Genomic DNA, 20,472 nt, shown 5'->3' with positions numbered 1-20,472 from the left:
CCCTCGCATGTTTTTCTTTCTTAAGATACTGAAAATCTTAAGAAAATGCAAGTAAAATTGTAATAAGGGCAGTGCATCCTGCACCGCCCCTTATAATTTTGTTCTCAGGCCTTTCCAATGGATCCGAAAATCTCCATCTTCTCCTTTACAGTTTCCTTAATTGCTTCAAAACCAGGAGCTAAGAGCTTTCTTGGATCATAGCCCTTACCCTGCTGATCCTTGCCCTCTTCTACATATTTTCTGGTTGCTGCTGCAAAGGATAACTGGCACTCTGTATTAACATTGATCTTAGATACTCCCAAGTCAATAGCCTTCTTAATCATATCTGTAGGAATACCTGTACCTCCGTGCAGAACCAAAGGCATCTCGCCTGTAAGCTGCTGAATCGCATCCAGTGTCTCAAAGCTTAAGCCTGCCCAATTCTCCGGATATTTTCCATGAATGTTGCCGATACCTGCTGCCAAGAAGTCAATACCCAAATCTGCAATGGCCTTGCACTCCTTGGGATCCGCACACTCACCCATGCCGATAACGCCGTCTTCCTCACCTCCAATGGAGCCAACCTCTGCCTCCAGAGAGATTCCCTTCTCTGCGCAGACCTTTACCAGCTCCTTGGTCTTCTCAATATTTTCCTCAATGGGGTAATGAGAGCCATCAAACATAATGGATGAGAAGCCTGCCTCAATACACTTATAGCATGCATCGTAGCTGCCATGATCCAAATGAAGGGCAACCGGCACAGTGATGTTCAGCTCTTCAAGCATTCCATTCACCATTCCCACTACAGTCTTGTAACCTGCCATATATTTTCCCGCACCTTCGGATACACCGAGAATTACAGGAGAATTATTTTCCTGAGCAGTTAAAAGCACTGCCTTTGTCCACTCCAGATTGTTGATGTTAAACTGTCCTACTGCATAATGTCCTGCTTTTGCCTTCTTAAGCATCTCTGCTGCTGATACTAACATAGCTTTTTACCTCCGCTTTCTTTTTCATACTTGTCTATTATATATGATCTGCCTGTTTTCTGGCAAGAAGTTTTTCACCTGCCGCCACGCTTTTACTGCCTGCAGGATATACTTTTCCTGCACTCCTCCGTAACACGAATCTCTACCGCTCTTGGATTGTTGGAAATCACCGCATGGGCATGCTCTCCGCCAAACTCCCCGTCCAGTGTCCAGGGAATAGGTTCTTGCGCCTCCACCTCGATCCGGGCGCTTCGGAAGGAATACATATACTTACTGTCTATCTCCTTCACCAAAAGCGCTGCCAGAATCTCCTGCAGCTCCATGGGATTCCTGGGCCTCCGGATAAAAGTTACCTCATACACGCCGTCATCAAAGACTACATCCTTGCCCACAATTCCCTTAAATCCTCCCACGGACTTGGAGTTGGTCACCATGCCAAAAAGGAAATCTCCCTCAAAGCTCATTTCCTCGCTGGTCACTTTCAGCTGATAGGACTTCACATTATAGATGCTTTTCATACCCTCCAGAATATAGGCCATCTGTCCCAGAACGTTCTTTACCTCCTGCTTGGTAGAGTAGGATACATCCGTAAAAATGCCGAAAGCCGCAATATAGATAAAATGTTTATCATTAAAGGACCCCACATCACATAGAAAATTCTGTCCCTGAACGGCAATCTGGGCCGCCTCCGCCATATTAACCGGAATCTTTAAGGAACGGGCAAAATCATTGCAGGTGCCTGCAGGAATATAGCCAATGGGAAGCTTCTCCTCCCGCTGCATCATCCCTGTCACCACTTCATCCAGCGTTCCGTCTCCTCCGCTGCACACCACCAGATCATAGCCTTCCGGCATTTGTATCAACTGATCCACAGCGTCCTGCGCCCCTTTGGTAGGGTAAACCGTCAGCTCATACCCCGCATCTGCCATAACCTGCAGGATCCCATACAGCTTTCCCTTAATATGCTCCTTTCCTGCATGGGGATTGTAAATAAAATACAATTTCTTTTTCGGCCACTCCACAGCCTTCACCTCTCCTTTTAACCAAAAATTGAACCCAGGATGGTATATGATAAGATAGTCATAATAAATGCCGCCAGCAGCACACCCAAAATAACTGCCGGAAATGCTTTTCTGAATCTAATTCCAAGAAGGGAAGCAATGAGGGACCCCGTCCAGGCACCTGTACCCGGCAGAGGAATCCCCACAAAAAGCAGCAATCCCCAAAATTCATACTTCTCTATCTGATCCTTTTTATTCATAGCCCGGTTTTCAAGCTTCTCTACCATAGGGCGAAAAATCTTCGTCTTTTTGAGCCAGTTGAAAATCGCTGTAATAAACAGAAGAATAAAGGGAACCGGAATCAGATTTCCCACAATGCATATGGGAATTGCCCTCCACATCTCCACATCCAAAAAAGCCGGGCCGGCTGCCAGAAGCCCTCCTCTCAACTCCAAAATAGGAATCATGGAAATAATAAAAATAACAAGCTCCTTGGCCGCACTTCCTCCCAGATTTTCCACAAACCACTGTACTAATGTCTCTGTCATAATTTACTTATCCTTTCTCATTGATGTATTCTCTCAAAAATGCCAGCAGCGCATCCATTTGTTCATCTGTTCCTACCGTAATCCGCAGATAATCACAGACCCTTGGTTCCTCAAAATACCGCACATAGATCTGGTGCCCTCTGAGAGCCTCAAAAAGCTCCTTAGCCGGACAAGTTTCATGAGAAGCAAAGATAAAATTGGAGCCGGAATCCGGAAACCGGAATCCCAAAGCTGACAGCTCTTTTTTCGTCCGCTCTCTGGTTTCCACAATCCTCCTTATGGTTTCCTTAAAATAATCTTCATCCTTTACTGCTGCTGCCCCCAGCGCAAGGGCAGCCTGACTCATGGTATAAGAATTGAAAGAATACTTTACATCATTTAAGTACCGGATCAGAACCGGATTTCCCACTGCAAAACCAATCCGCATTCCGGCCATGGATCTGGATTTGGAAAAGGTCTGAACTACCAGAAGATTCTCATACCGATCTGTCAATTCCATAGCAGACGCTCCGGCAAAATCCACATAGGCTTCATCCACAATGACAACCACGTCCTGATTCCGCCGGATAATCTCCTCCACCTGGTCAAGCTCCATATAAATTCCGGTGGGCGCATTGGGATTGGGGAAAATGATTCCTCCGTTTTCTCTCAGATAGTCCTCCTTAACAACCCGAAACTCCTTATCCAGCGCCGGACGCTCATAAGGAATCCGGAAGAGATCCGCCCAAACCGGATAGAAGGAATAGGTAATATCCGGAAAAAGTATTGGCTTGTCAGAATTAAAAAAAGTCTGAAAAGCCATCGCAAGCACGTCATCCGATCCAACACCCACAAAAAACTGCTCCTTCGGCCTGTGATAGCATTCTGCCAGCGCCTCTGTCAGTACTGAAGATGTAGGATCCGGATAAAGCCGGAATTGCTCTTCCTTTATCTCCTTCAGCATACGCCGAACGCCCGGAGCAGGGGGATAGGGATTCTCATTGGTATTCAGTTTAATCATATTTGGTTCGTTGGGCTGTTCCCCTGGTGTGTAGGGCACAACTCTTCGTATGTTTTTTTCCCATTTTTTCATAAAGATAGACTCCTCTTTTGCCTCTGATACAATTCCCTACTATCTTACAGGAGACTGGTCCTTCTTACAACCCCTTTTTCAATAAGAAATACGGGTTTATATGACATTTTCGCCTGTCGAAGGCCTTCTTCTCCCATGTCTTCCTCCCGGTTGAGGTACATAAAGCCATTCCCTTCATGCTCTGCAAACTGCTGATTGATCATGGTGTAAGCTCCCTGAATATCCGCAAAAGCTTTCTCAATATGCACCACCAGGGTATCCTTTCCTACAGGCTCTCCTATGGTAAAGGCCGCAATTTTCCCATTGACTCTCAGGGCTCCTCCACGCACTTCCAATTCTTCAAAGAGACGCAGGAAGTTAAGTGCAACACAGATCTCTGCATGCTTTTCCTCATCCTCCTCACAGCCATTCAGCTCTCTCCAACGCAGACCCATCTGAAAGCACTCTTCAATATTGTCTTTTGTAATCGGCTCATAGCTCCAATCCGGATAGAGAGCTTTAAACTTGTTGATATGATTCTTTTTGCTGTGATATTTTTTGCCCGACAGCCTGACAAGCTTCTCCGTCTCATACACATAATCCGCATAATCTCGTTCATAGGCAATGGTAAGCATTCCCGGATAAAGCTCCTCCAGCCTGTCAAAATCTTTCCTTGTTACGTTATGAAGCTGGAATGGCGTACCCTTCTCCTGACAATAAGCCATCAAGATGTCGATTGTCTTCTTTAAATCACCCGGCCCTACCGGAACCGTAAAGGAAGTAGTTCCTGAAGTATAACCAAATACAAGCATGTCCTCTACAATTGCAAATCCTGTATCGTAATGCCGTGACCAAAGATAGCTATTGGCAAAAGTCATCTCACAGCTTCGTGTATCCGCATAGCTTAAATAATAATTGATCTGCGTCCGATCCTCCAGTTCCGGACGCTTCAGGTTGATTTCCATAGATGGTTTTCTCCTTATACTTTACATATTATCTTGTTTATTCATTGGCACATTTAACTTCAGGGAAAGAATCTCCCTTGGAGGCAGACTTCTCCAGAACATTTGCCGACACATACAGCTGATAATAAATCCCTTTCTGTTTCATAAGAGCTTCGTGATTTCCTTCCTCTACGATCCGATTTCCCGAAAGGACCAGGATACGGTCCGCCCCATGGATTGTCGTCAGCCGATGGGCAATGGTGAGTGTGGTTCTGCCTGCTGCCAGCTTATCCAATGACTCAGATACCAAATGCTCACTTTCGTTATCCAGTGCAGCCGTAGCCTCGTCAAGAAGCAGCACCTTGGGAGCCTTTAAAAATACTCTGGCAATGCTGATTCTCTGCTTCTGTCCGCCTGACAGCTTTACCCCCCGCTCTCCCACATAGGTATCATAGCCGTCTTTCAATTCTTCAATAAATTCATGGGCTCCAGCCAGCTTTGCCGCCTGAACCACTTCCTCCCTGCTTGCCCCGGGCCGCCCATAGGCAATATTCTCATAGACACTGCCTGAAAAAAGGTATACATCCTGCTGAACTACCCCCACACTGCTCCGCAGGCTCTCAAGTGTTACCATCCGAATATTCTGCCCATCCAAAAGTATCTCCCCTTCCGTGGGATCGTAAAAACGGGGGATGAGGTTCAAAAGTGTTGTCTTACCACCTCCGGAAGGGCCCACCAAAGCCACCTTTTCACCCGGATGAATAGTAAGATCAATATCCGACAAAACCGGAGTCTGATCGTCCGGATATTCGAAGGATACATGGCGAAAGGTGATCCCTCCCTCCACATTCTCAAGAGGAACTGCCCCTTCTTCATCAAAAATATCCACATTGGCATCCATCAGTTCCATAAACCGCTCTATACCCGTCATGCCTCTCTGGAACTGCTCTGCAAATTCTATAATACGGCGGATTGTCGCCAGAAGCGTTGTTACATATAGTGTATAAGCCACCAGATCCGCTGGTTCAATAAGGCCCTTTATCATAAAAATACCGCCTGCCACAATCACAACCACATACATCAGTCCGTCAAACATGCGGATGGTATTCTGAAAGGCAGCCATATACTTATAGGTTTGACGCTTTATTTTCAAAAATTCATGATTGTCACGATTAAATTTCTCAAGCTCCACCTCTTCATTGGCAAAGGCCCTTACTACCTTATTTCCCAGAAGACTGTCCTCAATCCTTGCGTTCAGCTCACCGATATGATTCCGCTGGAGTTTAAAGGCTTTCCGAACCTGCAAGTTAAAGTAAGTACAGGAAACTGCCATTACAGGAATCAAAATAAAAATAATGCAGGTCAGCAGAAGATTAATCCGTGCCAATATCACAAAAGATACCACTGCCTTCAAAAATGCAATAAAGAATTCCTCCGGACAATGATGGGCAAACTCTGTCACATCAAACAAATCGCTGGTAATCCGGGACATGATCTGTCCAACCTTAGTATTATTAAAATAATTGTCTGAAAGCTTCTGCAGATGGGCAAAAGCGTCCTCCCGCATATCCGTCTCTATGGCCGCTCCCATCACATGACCTGTATAAGCCATATAGTAGCTTGCCAGTCCATCCACCACTCTCAATGCGAAATATAATATACCTATATTCACAATTGTCCGCACCGTGAGAAGAGACAGATCACGCATTCCTACATTTGTAATATGACGCAAAATAAGGGGAAGCACCATCTCACAGATGGTTGTGAGAGCTGCACAAAAGAGGTCCATCACCATAACCCCCGTATATTTCTTATAATAGGGGGTAAATCTTTTTATAAGTGTACTTGTTTTCATCGCCTTAGTTTCCATATTTATTTTTTCTGATTTCTTCTCCTGTTTCAAATTACGCAGAAACTTCCCATTACATCTTTATATAGAAAAATTCTGCCATTTTCCATTGATAGCTTTTACAGTGTATCACATATGTTTTGGTTTTTCCAGAAGAACAGGTTTTTCTTTTGTTTTTGTTTAATCAGGCTCCTGCCTACAAAAGGGATGCCGGCTTTTCTGGCGGCATCCCTTTTACTTCCTCTTTTCCCATTCGTTCAAACAGTATGCTTCCTGCTGGAATTCTTCCTGCAGTTTTACTTTTTCTTTTTCTTAATAGTAGTAACAACAGCAATCACCACACAGACAAAAAAGGCAATCTCTACCACTAATTGTATTGTATCGTACATTCCACAGCCTCCCCTCTCTTCATGCCGTGCACATCCGCTTATGCAAAAAGTTTCTCTTTATATACACCGTCGGCAATCAGCTTCTTAAAGGAATCTACCACTGACTGCTTATCCTCTTTGTAGGTAACGCCGAACCATTTGTCCTTTGTCTCCAGAACTTTTACGGTTGCCTTCTGCTTCTTTAACAGGTCATCAATGATCCCCGGAAGCAGATACTCAGCCTTCAGATCTCCCGGCTTCACATTACCCAGGAATTCAATAAAGCCCTTCTCAATCTCATCTAAAAGCTCCGGGGTCAGTCCCCACATATTCATGGACACATAGCTTTTGGCATCAACGGGCACCAGCTTTACATCCTCACCTGGAACAGCTGCTCCCCCTTCCGGAAGCTTCTCAATGCCGGAGGTCTCCACAACATCTGTAAGATATCCGTTCTCTACCTTGCAGATTCCTCTTGTGACAGCTCCGTTATCGCTTAAGGTGTTGCCCAGAATAAAGCCTGCCATGCAGAAATCATACATTCCATTGTTCGGGTGCTCTTCTACCAGATAGTCATGAACCTTTACGAAGGCTTCTTTTCCGTAATAGTCGTCTGCATTAATTACTGCAAATGGCTCATTTAAAAGTCCTTTGCAGCTCAATACTGCCTGACCTGTTCCCCATGGCTTGGTACGCCCTTCCGGGTTTTTGAATCCCCCCGGCAGGTTATCCAACTCCTGAAAAGCATATTCCACTTCCGTAAGCTTTTCAATCCGGTTGCCGATGATCTCTTTGAAATCCTTCTCCAGATCCTTCCGGATAATGAATACTACCTTGTTAAAACCAGCTTCCAGAGCATCATGGATGGAATAGTCCATAATAATCTCACCGCTTGGTCCTACAGGCTCCAACTGCTTGATACCTCCACCAAAACGGCTTCCGATTCCGGCTGCCATCACTACTAACGCTGTCTTTTTCATACCCTTTCCTCCATTTCAGTTCCGTAATATTCTTTCTATGTGAACCTTTACAGGGTTCCCTTCATAGCATTGATGATGTGCAGTACATGTTCTTCGCAAAGCTCATCTGTCAAAGCTTCCACCATCACACGCAGCAAAGGCTCGGTTCCGCTTTTGCGCACCAGAACTCTCCCGTCGCTGCCCAGTTTTTCTTCCACCTCTGCAATGGCTTTCACCACATCAGGATGGTTCAGGGTGGCATCCATATCCGATACCTTCAGATTCTGCAGAAGCTGAGGGTAAATCTTAACTTCAGAAGCCAGAGTTGCAAGGGTGGTCTTTTTCTCCAAAATCACTTCCATGATTTTTAAAGAGGTTAAAATCCCGTCTCCGGTAGTTGCGTGCTTGCTGAAAATAATATGTCCCGACTGTTCTCCGCCCAGCTGATAACCATTGGCTGTCATATTTTCATAAACATATTTGTCACCCACGGCAGTCTTTTCATATTTCATGCCTATCTTGTCACAGGCTTTATATAATCCTAGATTGGACATAATCGTAGTTACAATGGTATTGTGGCGCAGCGCCTGCTGCTCCATCATGTACTTGCCGCAGATATACATGATCCGATCTCCATCTACAACATCCCCATTCTCATCTACCGCAAGGCACCGGTCCGCATCCCCGTCGTAGGCAAAGCCCACATCCAGATGCTTCTCCTTTACAAACTGCTGCAGCGCCTCAATATGGGTAGATCCGCAGTTGGTATTGATATTCGTGCCGTCCGGATCATTATTGATCACATAGGTCTTTGCTCCCAAAGCATCAAATACACTCTTGGCAATAGCAGAAGCACTGCCGTTGGAACAGTCCAGACCCACCCGCATATTTTTAAAGGAACGGGTAGGCAGGGAAATTAAATATCCCAGATAGCGGTTCCTTCCTGCTGCAAAATCAATGGTTCTTCCTATGTTCTCTCCTGTAGCCAAAGGACGCTCTTCCACCTCACCGTCAATATAGCGCTCAATCTTCTCTTCTACCTCTGCCTCCAGCTTATGACCCAGGCCATTGATAACTTTAATTCCATTATCATAGAAAGGGTTATGGCTTGCAGAAATCATAATGCCGCAGTCAAAGCCCTCTGTGCGCACCACATAAGAAACGCTGGGTGTTGTGGTTACATGAAGCAGATATGCATCTGCGCCGGAAGCTGTGATTCCTGCTGCCAGAGCGTACTCAAACATATAGCTGCTTCTTCTTGTATCTTTACCGATCACAATCTTTGCCTTGTGATCTCTTCCATAGTACCAGCCCAGGTATCTTCCGACCTTGAAGGCATGCTCTACAGTCAATTTCACATTTGCCTCCCCGCGGAAGCCGTCTGTACCGAAATATTTTCCCATAATATACTCCTTTTAACATTTGCCTTTGGCAACTATTATACCAAATAATTGAAATTTCACAAGATAAAATTTTACTGCTGTTTGTTCCAAAAGAGATTGCTTTATCTTGACCCTGTCCGATTTTTGCGATATTCTATTGAATAATGAACTTTTTGGAGGTTTTATGTATACACTGTCCCTTCTTTTACTGATTATTTTCTGCCTTTTTATCGGCATCTGCGGATTCGTTCGATGGGATGCCTCCTGGCTTAGAGATATGAATCTTTTTCCTGTTCAGGCACTAATCATTCTAACAGGGATTATTTTCTTATGTGCTGCCCTTTTTCTTATTTACCGTCTGCTCCAAAGACTGACCGAGCAAAGTTTAAAACGGACAGCGCTTCTTTGTATGGTAATCCTGATTATCGGGCAGCTTGCCCTATTGTTTTTAATTCGCCCCATACTGCGTTATGACCCATTAAAGACCTTTGACATGGCTGTTGAGATGCTGCGGACCCATGCCATTTCCGAAACCTACGAAACCGGATATTTTGCCCGATATACCAACAATTATCCTATGGTTCTTTTGACTTATTGGTTTTTATTATTTTTATCTAAATGCGGCATAGCAGAGTCCTTTTTTATGCCTGCTGTCCAGCTTTTGAATATTGCCTGTATTACAAGCTCCATCTGGCTGGGATATCTGATCGTAAAGGAGCTCCGGAACCGGCAGAAAGCCGTCTTTTATCTGACTGTCTGTGTGCTTTGTCCACTCTCCTATGTATGGGCAGGATTTTTTTACACTACCACCTGCTCTATTCCCTGTCTGATGGGTGTTTTATATCTATACTTGTGTATTCCCAAAGCTCGCACTGTCCTTAAGCGAACTTTGCTTGGCGGCCTTATGGGTGCAATTTTGCTTCTTGGTTATAAACTGCGGGCCACCACTATGATTGCCGGAATCGCAGTATTTATCATGATTATTTTTAAGCTTCAGAATCTGATAAAAGCGAACGGAAAAAGCTTCCTCGGCCTTCGCCCCATCCTCACTGCAATTTTCAGGAAATACGCTGGCGCCATAGCTGCTTTCTTAGTAACAGTCACACTCTCACTGAGTTTCTGGCAGGCTATGGTTGAACACTATGTTCCCTTTGATTACAAAAATACAGGCTTTCCCATGATTCACTGGGTTATGATGAGTTCACACTGGGATGGCTCCTATGATCAGTCCGACGAGCTTTATACATTCAGCTTTGCGACAAAAGAGGAAAAAATTGAAGCAGACAAAAAAGTTCTGCTGGAGCGAATTCAGGAAGCCGGCCCGGCAGGATTAATAGTTCTGGCCGGTCGAAAGCTTCTGAATACTTGGGTAGACGGAACGGATAACTTTCTGGCAGAAAACAGCTATTGTACTTACAGCAGATTCTACGACTACCTGCTGGGTATCAAAAGCGGCTTTACAGTTATCTATGCCCAATGCTTCCGTGTTCTTCAGATGCTGCTTATCAGCCTTGCAGCATTTTACTCTCTCAAACACAGGAAACGGCCGCCATTGTTTCTGATTCAGCTGACTTTTCTAGGCGGCATAGCATTTCACTTAGTTTGGGAAACCAATCCGCTCTACAGCATCTGTTTTACCTTTTTGGGACTCATCCTGCTCTCTGACAGCATTGCCTGCTTTGCAGAGGAAGAAAGCTTTAACCCCATTCTTCGAAAAGGATGGAGGGCATGTACCGGAGCTTTCGGCATCCTTTTCATTCTTCTAATTTTTAGTAAAAGAGAGTTGGTTGACACCCCCATTGAGGAAGAGCATTACCATGTAAATCAATACCAATATGCCGGCGAGGCCGCTGGCTTTGTAAATGATTATGACCAGGTTTATATCCAAACCTTTACCACAGATAAGCCTTTCAATCGAATTTCGATTCAGGCTGTTAATACGATAGGGCCATACAATCAGTCCGCTTTTATGGTGAAACTCACAGATGAATACGGAACGGTGCTCTATAATGAGAAGTTTCTCTCTGGTATGGTTGTAAAAAATACACCTTACGCTTTTGTTCTGGATCCTGTAATACCTGATGGTCTCACAAGCTATACTTTTGAGATTGCACCCGGTTATGTGAATGGTGAGGACAGTTTGGAGTTCTTTGCCTATAATACCGGGAATTGTGATATGTACCCTGACGGTTCACTATCCATCGGCGGTGAGGAACAGCCCCATGGAGATCTGGCTTTTGCAGTTTATGAATATGAGGTTACGACTTATTTTAATCTGAAGGTTTATCTGATGCTTTGTGTCGGCATTCTCATTCTGGCAGGAAGCATTACGGCAGGAATGCGGAAAGAATCCCGAAGCTTCTCATAATGCTCCGGGATTCTTCTCTTTTCCCAATAAAAGGTATTCCTCCATGGGGCTTCCATACAAAATCTCTGTCCCTTTAAGTTCCTCTGCATACTCTGTATAACGGCCTCGGTCCAGATAAAGCACTGCCTCTTCATCTTCCTTTAAAAATTCCTCCACTCCGCCATTCATACAGTGGAAATCCCCGCTGATCTCTGCAAGAAACAGCATATTCTGATCCCAGCTCCCTATATGCTCCGGATTCTCTGTATCCGTCATAATATAAGCCTTTCGTCCGGCATAAGCATCCATCCGGTCCACGCTTTCCTGAAGAAACATCTGGAATCCATCTCCCTTTGCCCCCCGAATAACTGTCAGATACGTATCCCGCATAAAATAAGCCGTCAGAAAAATGCATCCTGCCGCCGCAAGCCACATACATCCCCCAAATATCTCCTGCTTCCATCTGACTGTCTCTCCGGCTTTCCTCCCCTCAGCCGGAAGGCGCAAAAGCTTCCCAAGAAAAACAGACGACGCCAAAAAAAGCGGGACGATACAGGGATAGCAATACCAGATAAGCTTTGTGCTAACCAGAGAAAAACCAAAAAGCGGCACAGAGAACCACAGAAGATATCCCGCACTGTCTTCTAACACAATTCTTGATAAAGCTTTTTTATGCAGCAAAAGGATTGTCCCCGCTACTGCACCTATGATGCAAATCCATATGAGCCATCTGTAAATATGTGCTTCATTCCCAAAAACGGTATCATAATAAAACGAAAAAGGAAATTCATGCCCCTCATAGTTCGTGCCGGAAGTGCGTGCCAAAAGATCTACTTTCACCATCTGTATAAGAAAGGTAAATCCGTCTTTTGTATACCGCCAGCCAAACCATGTCAGAAGCGGCGCAAATACAGACAAAAGGAATACTCCCCACTCCTTAATCCTCAAGGTAAAAAGTTCCCTTGTCAAAAGCAAATATAAGCCCCCAATGACCGCAATCATCCCGGCATGCCAGCTTTTCGTGAGAAATGCCAGAGAAAAAAGCAGGCCGCAGATATACAGATTTCTATGGTTCTCCCGAATCCGAAACATAGCCAGTATTGCAAAGGTAAAAAACAGCAGATACAAAGCATCTGCATCTCCGGCACGGGCCAGATGCGCAGACAGCGGAAGGGTATTGGCACAGAAAAATCCCAGAACCAAAATAGACGCCTCCTTGCTGTACCTTTTTGCAAAAAGGCCGCAGCCGATTCCTGTCAGCAGATAAGCCAGAGCAGAACAGAAACGCAGGCCGAGAACACTGTATCCAAAAATCCGAAAGCCCAATATAATTCCCCAATAGCTTATAGACGGCTTTAAATTCCAGTCATCCACAACATAATTATAGGTGTGGCGGATATAATCCCCATTCTGTATCATCTCATAGGCATTCACTCCATGACGGGCCTCATCCCAGGAATCTACATACTGCACATCCAGACAACGGAAACAATAAAAAGCCAGTGTCAGGCAGGCCGCCGCGAAAAATATCCAATAAAATTTTTCAAAGAACCTTAGAATTACCATATATGCTTTTTTCAGCATAGAATCCTCCCTCTCAGTTCCCTGATCTAATGCTCCAGCGTTCCGCAATATACACTGTACATTACTTCCGCAAACTGCTGATCGCCTGCCTCTCCCGGATGCAGAGCATCTCCATCCTGAAAGTTCTCTTTACTGTTATGCATCAAAGCCAAAGGAATCAGTGTCACGCCATCCATGGATCCGAATTTCTTATCCATGGCTTTCATCAAATCCATAATGCGTTTATCCGAACGGTTCTTAAATTCTCCCGGCAAAAAAGCCATTCCATCCTGGCGCACCATAGTTCCAATCTTCTCCTGTTCGGCCCAGTAAATCGTATTTACCAGATAGATGGGAATCTCCTTGTCATACTTACGGATATTCTTTACCATCTGTGCAATCGCATCTACTGTCTTTGAAGGGTCATCCTTTAATCCATTGGTTCCTAAAAAAATCTGAATCACATCCGGATTCTTGCCTGTGTACATCTTATAGTAATTCCAGTCAAACATATTTTGAACCGGATCGTAAAAGGGATGAACTCCCTCGCTGTCTCCCTGAGAAAAATACTCTGTTGGATTCAAATAATCCTCTGCGGAAAAACCGCTCCGGCCTTCATGACTGTATTTCTCCCAGCCTCTTGTCCCCGTAAATGTTATCTGTCCATCGGACAAATAGAAAATAGTGCGATACCATTCTCTGCCGTTGGACAGACTGTCTCCCATATTCATAACAGAAAACTCTCCCTCTATCACCTGATCCACCACATGGAGAACACTGGTAAAAGAGAGTACCTCGTTTATATTGTAGTCATAGATGGTAAGTGTCAACGGATAATCTCCTATCTGTTCCTCTTTTCCTGTAACGGAAAAACGATCCTCCAGATTCTCTCCCACCTGACAGTCCCAGTTAAAGGAATAACCATCTCTGATTCCGGTCCACGCCACTTGATTGTTATAGAGCTCTATCGTACTTCCTACCGCCACATAGATGTCCCCCGGCAAATAAGCTTCAACCTGGGGCTTATACTTTTCCAGTTCTCTTTGAAGGCTGATATTCCAGAACAGCAATACCGAAAGCAGAAGGGCGAACACTGCCAGCAGCGGTCTCAATTTCTTATCTATCATGGTTCCTCCCTATGGCAATCGGATATTTGTCTCTTTGCAAATAAAAATAGGACGCCGCTTTGTCTCCATGTAGGTTTTCGCCAAATACTCTCCCAGTATTCCTATGCAAAAAAGCTGAATTCCGCCAAGGAACACAATGATGCAGGTCATGGAAGGCCATCCCGAAACCGGATCCCCGTATAACAGTGTACGAATAATAATAAAACAAATAGCAGCAAAAGCCACCAGACAGAAAAAGAGTCCGATAAAAGCCGCCATCATCAGCGGCGCCGTGGTAAAGCCTACGATTCCCTCTACACTATAGATAAGAAGCTTCCAAAAAGACCACTTGGTCTCTCCTGCGCTGCGCTCCACGTTTTCATACTCCAGCCATTTTGTATCAAAGCCAACCCAGCCAAACAGCCCTTTGGAAAAGCGGTTATATTCCTTCAGTCGCAGAAGCTCTTCCACAAACTGCTGCGTCATCAGACGATAATCTCTGGCCCCGTCCACAATCTCTGTCTTTGACAGCCTGTGCATCATCCGATAAAACATCCGAGCAAAAAAGGAACGGATGATCGGCTCTCCCTTCCTTGTCACACGCCTGGTTGCCACACAGTCATAGCCTTCCTCTTTGATAAAGCGATACATGTCCGGCAACAGTTCCGGCGGATCCTGCAGATCTACATCCATCGTGGCAATATAATCTCCTGAGGCATAGCTTAAACCGGCATACATAGCCGCTTCCTTTCCAAAATTTCTGGAAAAGCTCACATACTTTACTCTCTCATCCTTCTCCGCCAGACGTTTCATCTCTTTTAAGCTCCCATCCTTAGAGCCGTCATTGACAAACAAGAATTCCATCTGAACCTGCGAAAGGGTTTCTGCTGTTCTGACAATAGCCTCATAGAAAATAGGTATGGCCTCCTGCTCATTGTAGCAGGGAATAATAATAGAAATTTTATCCATTTGCTTCTCTCATTCTCTTAATTTTTCTGCAGCGTCCTGTTAATCTCTCTGAAATCATGAACAGCTTGACAGCCAATTCCAAAAATCTTCTTTAAATTAATAGAATTCTTTCCTCCCTGTCTTGGCCGGAAGGTAATAGGAATATATTTTACCCTTAGATTTTTCTTGGCATAAATAACCGAAATAAGAACATTTGACAGATTGAAGCCTTTGGGAATCAAACCAATCTGTTCTGCCAACACCTCTGCCCGCATCAACCGAAACGGCGTATTGGCATCTGTTACCTTCATGCGAAAGCACAGCCGAATCACCATGCCCAATACATTTGTAACAAAGATACGGGACAAGCCATCTTCTCTCTTGCAGCGATGCCCAATGAGCATATCATACTGTTCTCTCTGCTCCCAAAATTCCCAAAATTCATCCGGAACAGTTTGTCCGTCTGAATCCGTCTGAAAAATGTAATCAGGGCCACATCCCAGGGCATACTCATATCCATACAGAACCGTGGCTCCATGTCCTTCATTCTTTTTTGTCAAAGGCAGGAAGAGGGGGCGGTTCCCGGCAGCCTGCTTCATCAATTCATAGGTTCTGTCTCTGCTCCCGTCATCAACAATAACAAGGCGGCTCTCTCCTCCAATTTTCTCTACAATCGGATACCAGCTTGAAATCACCTGTTCTATATTCGCTTCTTCATTATACGCCGGCATAACAAGGTATATGGTATCCATCCTGCCTGATTCTCCCTTTTCTCTATTAAAACTATTATTGGCTGCTCTGTGAACTGCAACTTGAATTCTCTAATTCATAATGGTATATTTGTTATATTATAAACAAATTGGAGAAATGATGCAACCATGAAATCAAATGTCTGGAATAAGTTAGTCCTTTGGTCTGTTTTGGGACTGCTTCTGTTTTTAAACTTTTACACTCTGATTCATGCTGCCTCTGGGTGGATCATAGGGATTGTATTATTCTTATCCCTTTTATTTGTTCAGCAAGCTATCTCCGGAAAAGATGACAGGTTTTTAAACCATGCCTCTCTTTTTCTGTGGGTTTTCATAATCTTTGCGCAGATAATTTTTGTTCTGCTTCTTCACAATAATATCCGCCATGATGCATTCTGTATCTTAAATCAGGCTATTGAAATGCTGGATACACATCAGATCTCGCCTACGATCTCTGATGCCTATTTTGCACAGGTTCCGAACAATTACGGACTAACCATTATCACATACTGGTTTTTGAAAATTCTGCGGTTTTTAGGGCTCCCTTCAACCTGTTTCATGAGGGCAGTTCAATTATTTAATATTGTTTTTATTGATCTTTCTCTGCTTTTTATTTACTTGTTTATTCGAAAGAAAAAGGGAAACGCTGCATCTGCTTTTTTCCTGTTTTTTTGTGCTGTATCGCCCTACCTGTATGTATGGACACCCTATTATTATACTTCTACCACTTCCATGATGTTTGCATGCGCAGCCATCTTCATCTGGTCCTGTATCTGCAGCTCGTCCTCTGAAAAAAAACAGCTTCTTTGGGCCGGATTATTGGGATTTCTCTGTATTACCGGCTTTAAAGTGCGGGCCACCTCACTCATCGCTTATATCGCTATTATACTTTATTGGAGCGTCACCCATAAAAAGGGGAGCCTCAAAAAGCACTTTCGTTCTATCGCCGTTTTTATCCTTTCCGCTCTTCTTTCCTTTTTCATATGGAAAGGTATCGTTAATCATTATGTCCCCTTTGATACAAAGGATACGGCTCTTCCCATAACACATTTCATTATGCTTGGCACCTTTGGAGAGGATGGCAGCTTCGATACAAGCGATCTTGTTTACACTGTGTCCCTCCCAACAGCAGAAGCCAAGCTGGAAGGAACCGTAGCCGTCATTCGTCAGCGCCTGTCTGAGAATGGACTGGCTGGAAACATCCGTCTTCTTTTGAATAAACAATTAAATTGCTGGGCGGATGGAACGGATTTTTTCACCAAAGAGCACACTCACTGTACAGATTTTAATAAACTTCATACTTATGTCATAGGCAGCAAATCCGGTTTCCTGGCAGCATATGCACAGATTTTCCGCAGACTGCAGCTTTTTCTGACCTGCATTTATTGTATTTTTGCCTTTGCGAAAAAGCGGGCCGACGGCATGTTTCTCATGGCATTGAATCTTTTAGGCGGAATGGTTTTTCATCTGTTGTGGGAAGCCGGCCCCTTCTACAGCATTCCCTTTACTTTGTTTTCCTATGCTGTCGCCTCTGATGCTATGGAACAGTTAAACACAGTACCTGTATTTAAACACAGATATTCTTCTGTTATTCTCTTTTTCTGCTCCATATTCTGTCTGTTTGCCAGCAGTTTTTCTCTTCTGACAAACAAAAACCTCTATACGAAAGAGGAATCTATTATGAGTGATTTCGTTGTAAATCAGCATTTGATGTTAAGCTCAAAAGAGGGGCCTGACATCAAAGCCGGGGAAGTCTGGACACAAACCTTTGAAACAGGACATATTTTTAATGTCCTGAATCTTTATTATGATGTTTCAAACCCTGAAGCCAATTCTTCCGTCTATCGTCTTACTCTGTCAGATGAATTTGGCATTATTCTTTATGATGGTATGATTTATGGTAAGGATGCCGGATATAACCCGCTCTACGAGATTCAATTTAATCCGGTTGTCCCTGCCGGAAAAACAGTTTATACTATTTCTATCGAGCCTGTTACTCAAAGTAATGATAACTATATTTATTTTCAGTTCCATGATGCAAACTATGTAGATCTCTATCCTCACGGCACTCTTGCAGTCAATGGAACACCCGCAGAACGTGATCTCAGCTTCCGGGTTATATGCCGCTATATTGGAACTGCCGCCTCAAAAAAAGAGTACGGCCTGTTTGCCGTACTCCTTCTGTCCTTAGAATTATTTCTTGTCATCAAAACCTTTCATCTCGTCTACCAAAAACGGCGGTCGATTCCGGGAGGCATCCAGGGCCCTCCAGATGTACTCTCCTAAAAGCCCCAGCATCACCATAATCACGCCAAAGCCAAAAAGCATCAATACCATCATGGAGGTCCAGCCTGCCACATCCTCTATTCCATTGAGACGCTGGACCACAAGAACAATCGCCCATATTACAGCAATAAAAGCAAAGGTTGTCCCCATTCCGGACATAAAACGGACGGGGAAATAGGAAAAGCTCATCATAGAGTCCAGTACCAACTTCACTTTTTTGGAGAGCGTCCAGCGGGATTCTCCGATCTCTCTGGCTTTTCTGTGGAAATATACTTTATCGCTTTTAAAGCCCACCCACAGCACCTGCAGAGTCAAGGCCGAATTCTTCTCATCCAGCATCATCAAAACCTGAATCACCTGACGATCCAACAGGTAGCAGTCAAAACCACCTTTGGGCATATCCTTGATAACCAGCTTTCGCATCAAGGTATAATACAGATTTGCAAAGAACTTTTGGATCGGCCCCTCATCCCGGTCAGAGCGAACAGCCAGAACCACCTTGTTGCCTTCCTTCCACTTCTCATACATCTCCAGGATCAGCTCAGAATCCTCCTGGAGATCCGCCTGCTTCGTCACAGCACAATCTCCTGTGCAGTTGGACAGTCCTGCCAATATTGCTGCATGTTCCCCAAAATTTCGGGACAGCTTTACAAGCTTTACATGTCCGTCCATCTCTCGAATCTGATTCATAATCTCCCATGAGTTATCTCCGGATCCGTCATCTACAAATACAATCTCATAATCCTCCAGCTTGTGGAGAATCTTTTCCCTCATATCCTCATAGAGGAGCATCAGGGTATCGGAATTCCAATATACAGGAACTATAATTGAAAGCCTGCTCATTTGGCTCCAGTACCTCCTACTTCCTTTAGATATTCATCATAGCTACGGATATATTCCGTCCCATCATAGTGCGTATTGGTTAAAACCAAAAGTACGGAATCCTCGCTAAATTCATACATATCTTTCCACAGCATAGTGGGAAGATAAAGGCCCATACGAGGGCGGTTTAATTCAATGACAGCTTCCTCAAAGCCGTTATCTACCCGAACCTTACTGGTTCCGCTCACATTGATCAGAACAAATTCTGAGTTGCGGTTGGCATGCTGCCCCCGGACTACTTCACTATCCGAACCATAAATATAAAATACTCGCTTAATCTCGAAGGGAATGTCCTGTTCCCCCTCCACAACTACCAGATTGCCCCGTTCATCTCCCAAATCCCCAAACTCCAGAATCCGGTACTGATCCTTAATATTCATATTCTGCCTCCTAATGCAGCACTGCCTTCCCATCCTTAAAATTTATTTAAGGCCTCTATAACATAACTCTGTTCTTCGTCTGTCATCCCATTATACATAGGAATGGAAAGTACCTCATCCGCATACCGCTCTGTGATTGGGAATGCTCCCCTTTGATAACCCAGGTCTTTGTAGGCTTCCGATAAATGGGGCGGAATGGGATAATGAATAATGGTCCCAATCTCCCTGTCATTTAAGTAGGAGATCAACTCTTCTCGCTTGGAGGTACGTATCACAAACTGATGCCATACAGCTGTTGCCCCCTCTCTTACCCTGGGCAGCATAAACTTTTGATTCGTAAGCTCTCTTTGATACCTTTCGGCAATCTGAATACGCTCTTCCTGACACTCTGCCACATGCTTCAGCCGCACCCGCAGAAGTCCTGCCTGCAGCTCGTCTAAACGGGAATTAGCCCCTACAATCTTATTATAGTAACGCTTTTCACTTCCATAGTTGCGAAAAACACGAAAGTCCTCTGCAAGCTTTTCATCCTTCACGACAACCGCACCACCGTCTCCGAAGGCTCCGATATTCTTAGAAGGATAGAAAGAAAAGCAACCCACATCCCCAAAGGTTCCTGTCATCTGTCCGTGAAAGCAGGCTCCGTGAGACTGGGCACAGTCCTCCACCAGCTTAAGATGATACTTCTGTGCCAGCTCCGCCACCGTGTCCATCTTAGATGCCTGACCATAGAGGTGCACCACCAGAATCGCCTTCGTACGCTCTGTAATCTTCTGCTCTATTTTTGCTGTATCAATGTTAAAATATTCATCCGGCTCCACGAAAACAGGGGTTGCTCCATTCATGGTAATTCCCATCACACTGGCAATATAGGTATTTCCCTGGACAATAACTTCATCCCCCGGCCCGATTCCCAAAACTCGAAAGGCAATCCACAGGGCATCCAGGCCGCTTGCCAAGCCTACACAATATCCGCCTCCCGTATAGGCCGCAAATTCTTCCTCAAAGCTCTTCACCTGATTTCCAAGCACATACCAGCCGGAACGTAAGACTTCAAGGGCTCTATCTTCAAACTCTTTCTGGTATCGGAAAAATCCCCGATCCATGCGGTTTGCCATTATCTTCAATCTTATTCCTCCTG

General features: G+C 44.5%; 17 protein-coding genes. 2 read left to right on the top strand and 15 right to left on the bottom strand.

Features of this window, described 5'->3' with window-relative positions; genetic code table 11:
- Positions 1-104 precede the first annotated feature (104 nt).
- The 8 genes from fba to glmM all read right to left on the bottom strand — a co-directional run bounded on the left by fba (position 105) and on the right by glmM (position 9,091).
- The gene (fba, locus tag VSQ61_RS11390; protein ID WP_172543888.1) at positions 105-968 is read right to left on the bottom strand and encodes a class II fructose-1,6-bisphosphate aldolase; all 864 of its coding nucleotides are present in this window, start codon (positions 966-968) and stop codon (positions 105-107) included.
- Positions 969-1,060: 92 nt separating this feature from the next.
- Positions 1,061-1,990 (bottom strand): diacylglycerol/lipid kinase family protein, encoded by a 930-nt coding sequence (locus tag VSQ61_RS11385; RefSeq protein WP_334344549.1) that lies wholly within the window; start codon positions 1,988-1,990, stop codon positions 1,061-1,063.
- Between the two features lie 17 nt (positions 1,991-2,007).
- Positions 2,008-2,517, bottom strand: a complete 510-nt coding sequence (locus VSQ61_RS11380; RefSeq protein WP_334344548.1) for a COG2426 family protein — start codon at positions 2,515-2,517, stop codon at positions 2,008-2,010.
- Between the two features lie 7 nt (positions 2,518-2,524).
- Positions 2,525-3,589: a histidinol-phosphate transaminase gene (gene hisC, locus VSQ61_RS11375; protein ID WP_334344547.1), complete on the bottom strand. Its 1,065-nt coding sequence runs from the start codon at positions 3,587-3,589 to the stop codon at positions 2,525-2,527.
- 44 nt (positions 3,590-3,633) lie between these two features.
- Complete coding sequence (locus VSQ61_RS11370; RefSeq protein WP_334344546.1) at positions 3,634-4,533, bottom strand: DUF2156 domain-containing protein; 900 nt, start codon at positions 4,531-4,533, stop codon at positions 3,634-3,636.
- Positions 4,534-4,570: 37 nt separating this feature from the next.
- A complete protein-coding gene (locus tag VSQ61_RS11365; protein ID WP_334344545.1) occupies positions 4,571-6,367 on the bottom strand; it encodes an ABC transporter ATP-binding protein in 1,797 nt (598 codons plus the stop codon).
- A 421-nt stretch (positions 6,368-6,788) separates the two neighbouring features.
- Positions 6,789-7,709, bottom strand: coding sequence for a nucleotidyltransferase family protein (locus VSQ61_RS11360; RefSeq protein ID WP_334344544.1), 921 nt, complete (start codon positions 7,707-7,709; stop codon positions 6,789-6,791).
- Positions 7,710-7,756: 47 nt separating this feature from the next.
- A complete protein-coding gene (gene glmM / locus VSQ61_RS11355; RefSeq protein WP_334344543.1) occupies positions 7,757-9,091 on the bottom strand; it encodes a phosphoglucosamine mutase in 1,335 nt (444 codons plus the stop codon).
- A 163-nt stretch (positions 9,092-9,254) separates the two neighbouring features.
- Here glmM and VSQ61_RS11350 point away from each other — a divergent pair, with 163 nt between their 5' ends.
- On the top strand, positions 9,255-11,438 hold the full coding sequence (locus VSQ61_RS11350) for a glycosyltransferase-like membrane protein (RefSeq protein ID WP_334344542.1): 2,184 nt from the start codon (positions 9,255-9,257) through the stop codon (positions 11,436-11,438).
- On the opposite strand, the gene VSQ61_RS11345 is transcribed toward VSQ61_RS11350, so the two are convergent.
- The 4 genes from VSQ61_RS11345 to VSQ61_RS11330 are packed head-to-tail and all read right to left on the bottom strand — an operon-like array spanning position 11,433 to position 15,786.
- The gene (locus tag VSQ61_RS11345) at positions 11,433-13,001 is read right to left on the bottom strand and encodes an ArnT family glycosyltransferase (RefSeq protein WP_334344541.1); all 1,569 of its coding nucleotides are present in this window, start codon (positions 12,999-13,001) and stop codon (positions 11,433-11,435) included. The genes VSQ61_RS11350 and VSQ61_RS11345 overlap by 6 nt on opposite strands.
- Positions 13,002-13,027: 26 nt before the next feature.
- Positions 13,028-14,107, bottom strand: a complete 1,080-nt coding sequence (locus VSQ61_RS11340; RefSeq protein WP_334344540.1) for an SGNH/GDSL hydrolase family protein — start codon at positions 14,105-14,107, stop codon at positions 13,028-13,030.
- A gap of 9 nt (positions 14,108-14,116) precedes the next feature.
- Positions 14,117-15,055: a glycosyltransferase family 2 protein gene (locus VSQ61_RS11335; RefSeq protein ID WP_334344539.1), complete on the bottom strand. Its 939-nt coding sequence runs from the start codon at positions 15,053-15,055 to the stop codon at positions 14,117-14,119.
- 17 nt (positions 15,056-15,072) lie between these two features.
- Complete coding sequence (locus VSQ61_RS11330) at positions 15,073-15,786, bottom strand: glycosyltransferase family 2 protein (protein WP_334344538.1); 714 nt, start codon at positions 15,784-15,786, stop codon at positions 15,073-15,075.
- Between the two features lie 126 nt (positions 15,787-15,912).
- Here VSQ61_RS11330 and VSQ61_RS11325 point away from each other — a divergent pair, with 126 nt between their 5' ends.
- The gene (locus VSQ61_RS11325) at positions 15,913-18,069 is read left to right on the top strand and encodes a glycosyltransferase-like membrane protein (protein ID WP_334344537.1); all 2,157 of its coding nucleotides are present in this window, start codon (positions 15,913-15,915) and stop codon (positions 18,067-18,069) included.
- Here VSQ61_RS11325 and VSQ61_RS11320 read toward each other — a convergent pair.
- From VSQ61_RS11320 to VSQ61_RS11310, 3 genes are read right to left on the bottom strand one after another with little or no spacing between them, the layout of a single operon-like run.
- Entirely contained in the window at positions 17,977-18,912 is a 936-nt protein-coding gene (locus tag VSQ61_RS11320) for a glycosyltransferase family 2 protein (protein WP_334344536.1), read from the bottom strand. The two genes, VSQ61_RS11325 and VSQ61_RS11320, sit on opposite strands and share 93 nt — an antisense overlap.
- Entirely contained in the window at positions 18,909-19,331 is a 423-nt protein-coding gene (locus VSQ61_RS11315; protein WP_334344535.1) for a sugar 3,4-ketoisomerase, read from the bottom strand. Before VSQ61_RS11315 ends, VSQ61_RS11320 begins: the two co-directional genes overlap by 4 nt.
- A 35-nt stretch (positions 19,332-19,366) precedes the next feature.
- Positions 19,367-20,458 (bottom strand): DegT/DnrJ/EryC1/StrS family aminotransferase, encoded by a 1,092-nt coding sequence (locus tag VSQ61_RS11310; protein WP_334344534.1) that lies wholly within the window; start codon positions 20,456-20,458, stop codon positions 19,367-19,369.
- Positions 20,459-20,472: the final 14 nt, after the last annotated feature.

Origin of the sequence: Candidatus Merdisoma sp. JLR.KK006, assembly GCF_036941035.1 — a bacterium.
Lineage (GTDB): Bacteria > Bacillota > Clostridia > Lachnospirales > Lachnospiraceae > Laedolimicola.
This window is presented reverse-complemented; position numbering and strand designations above follow the sequence as displayed.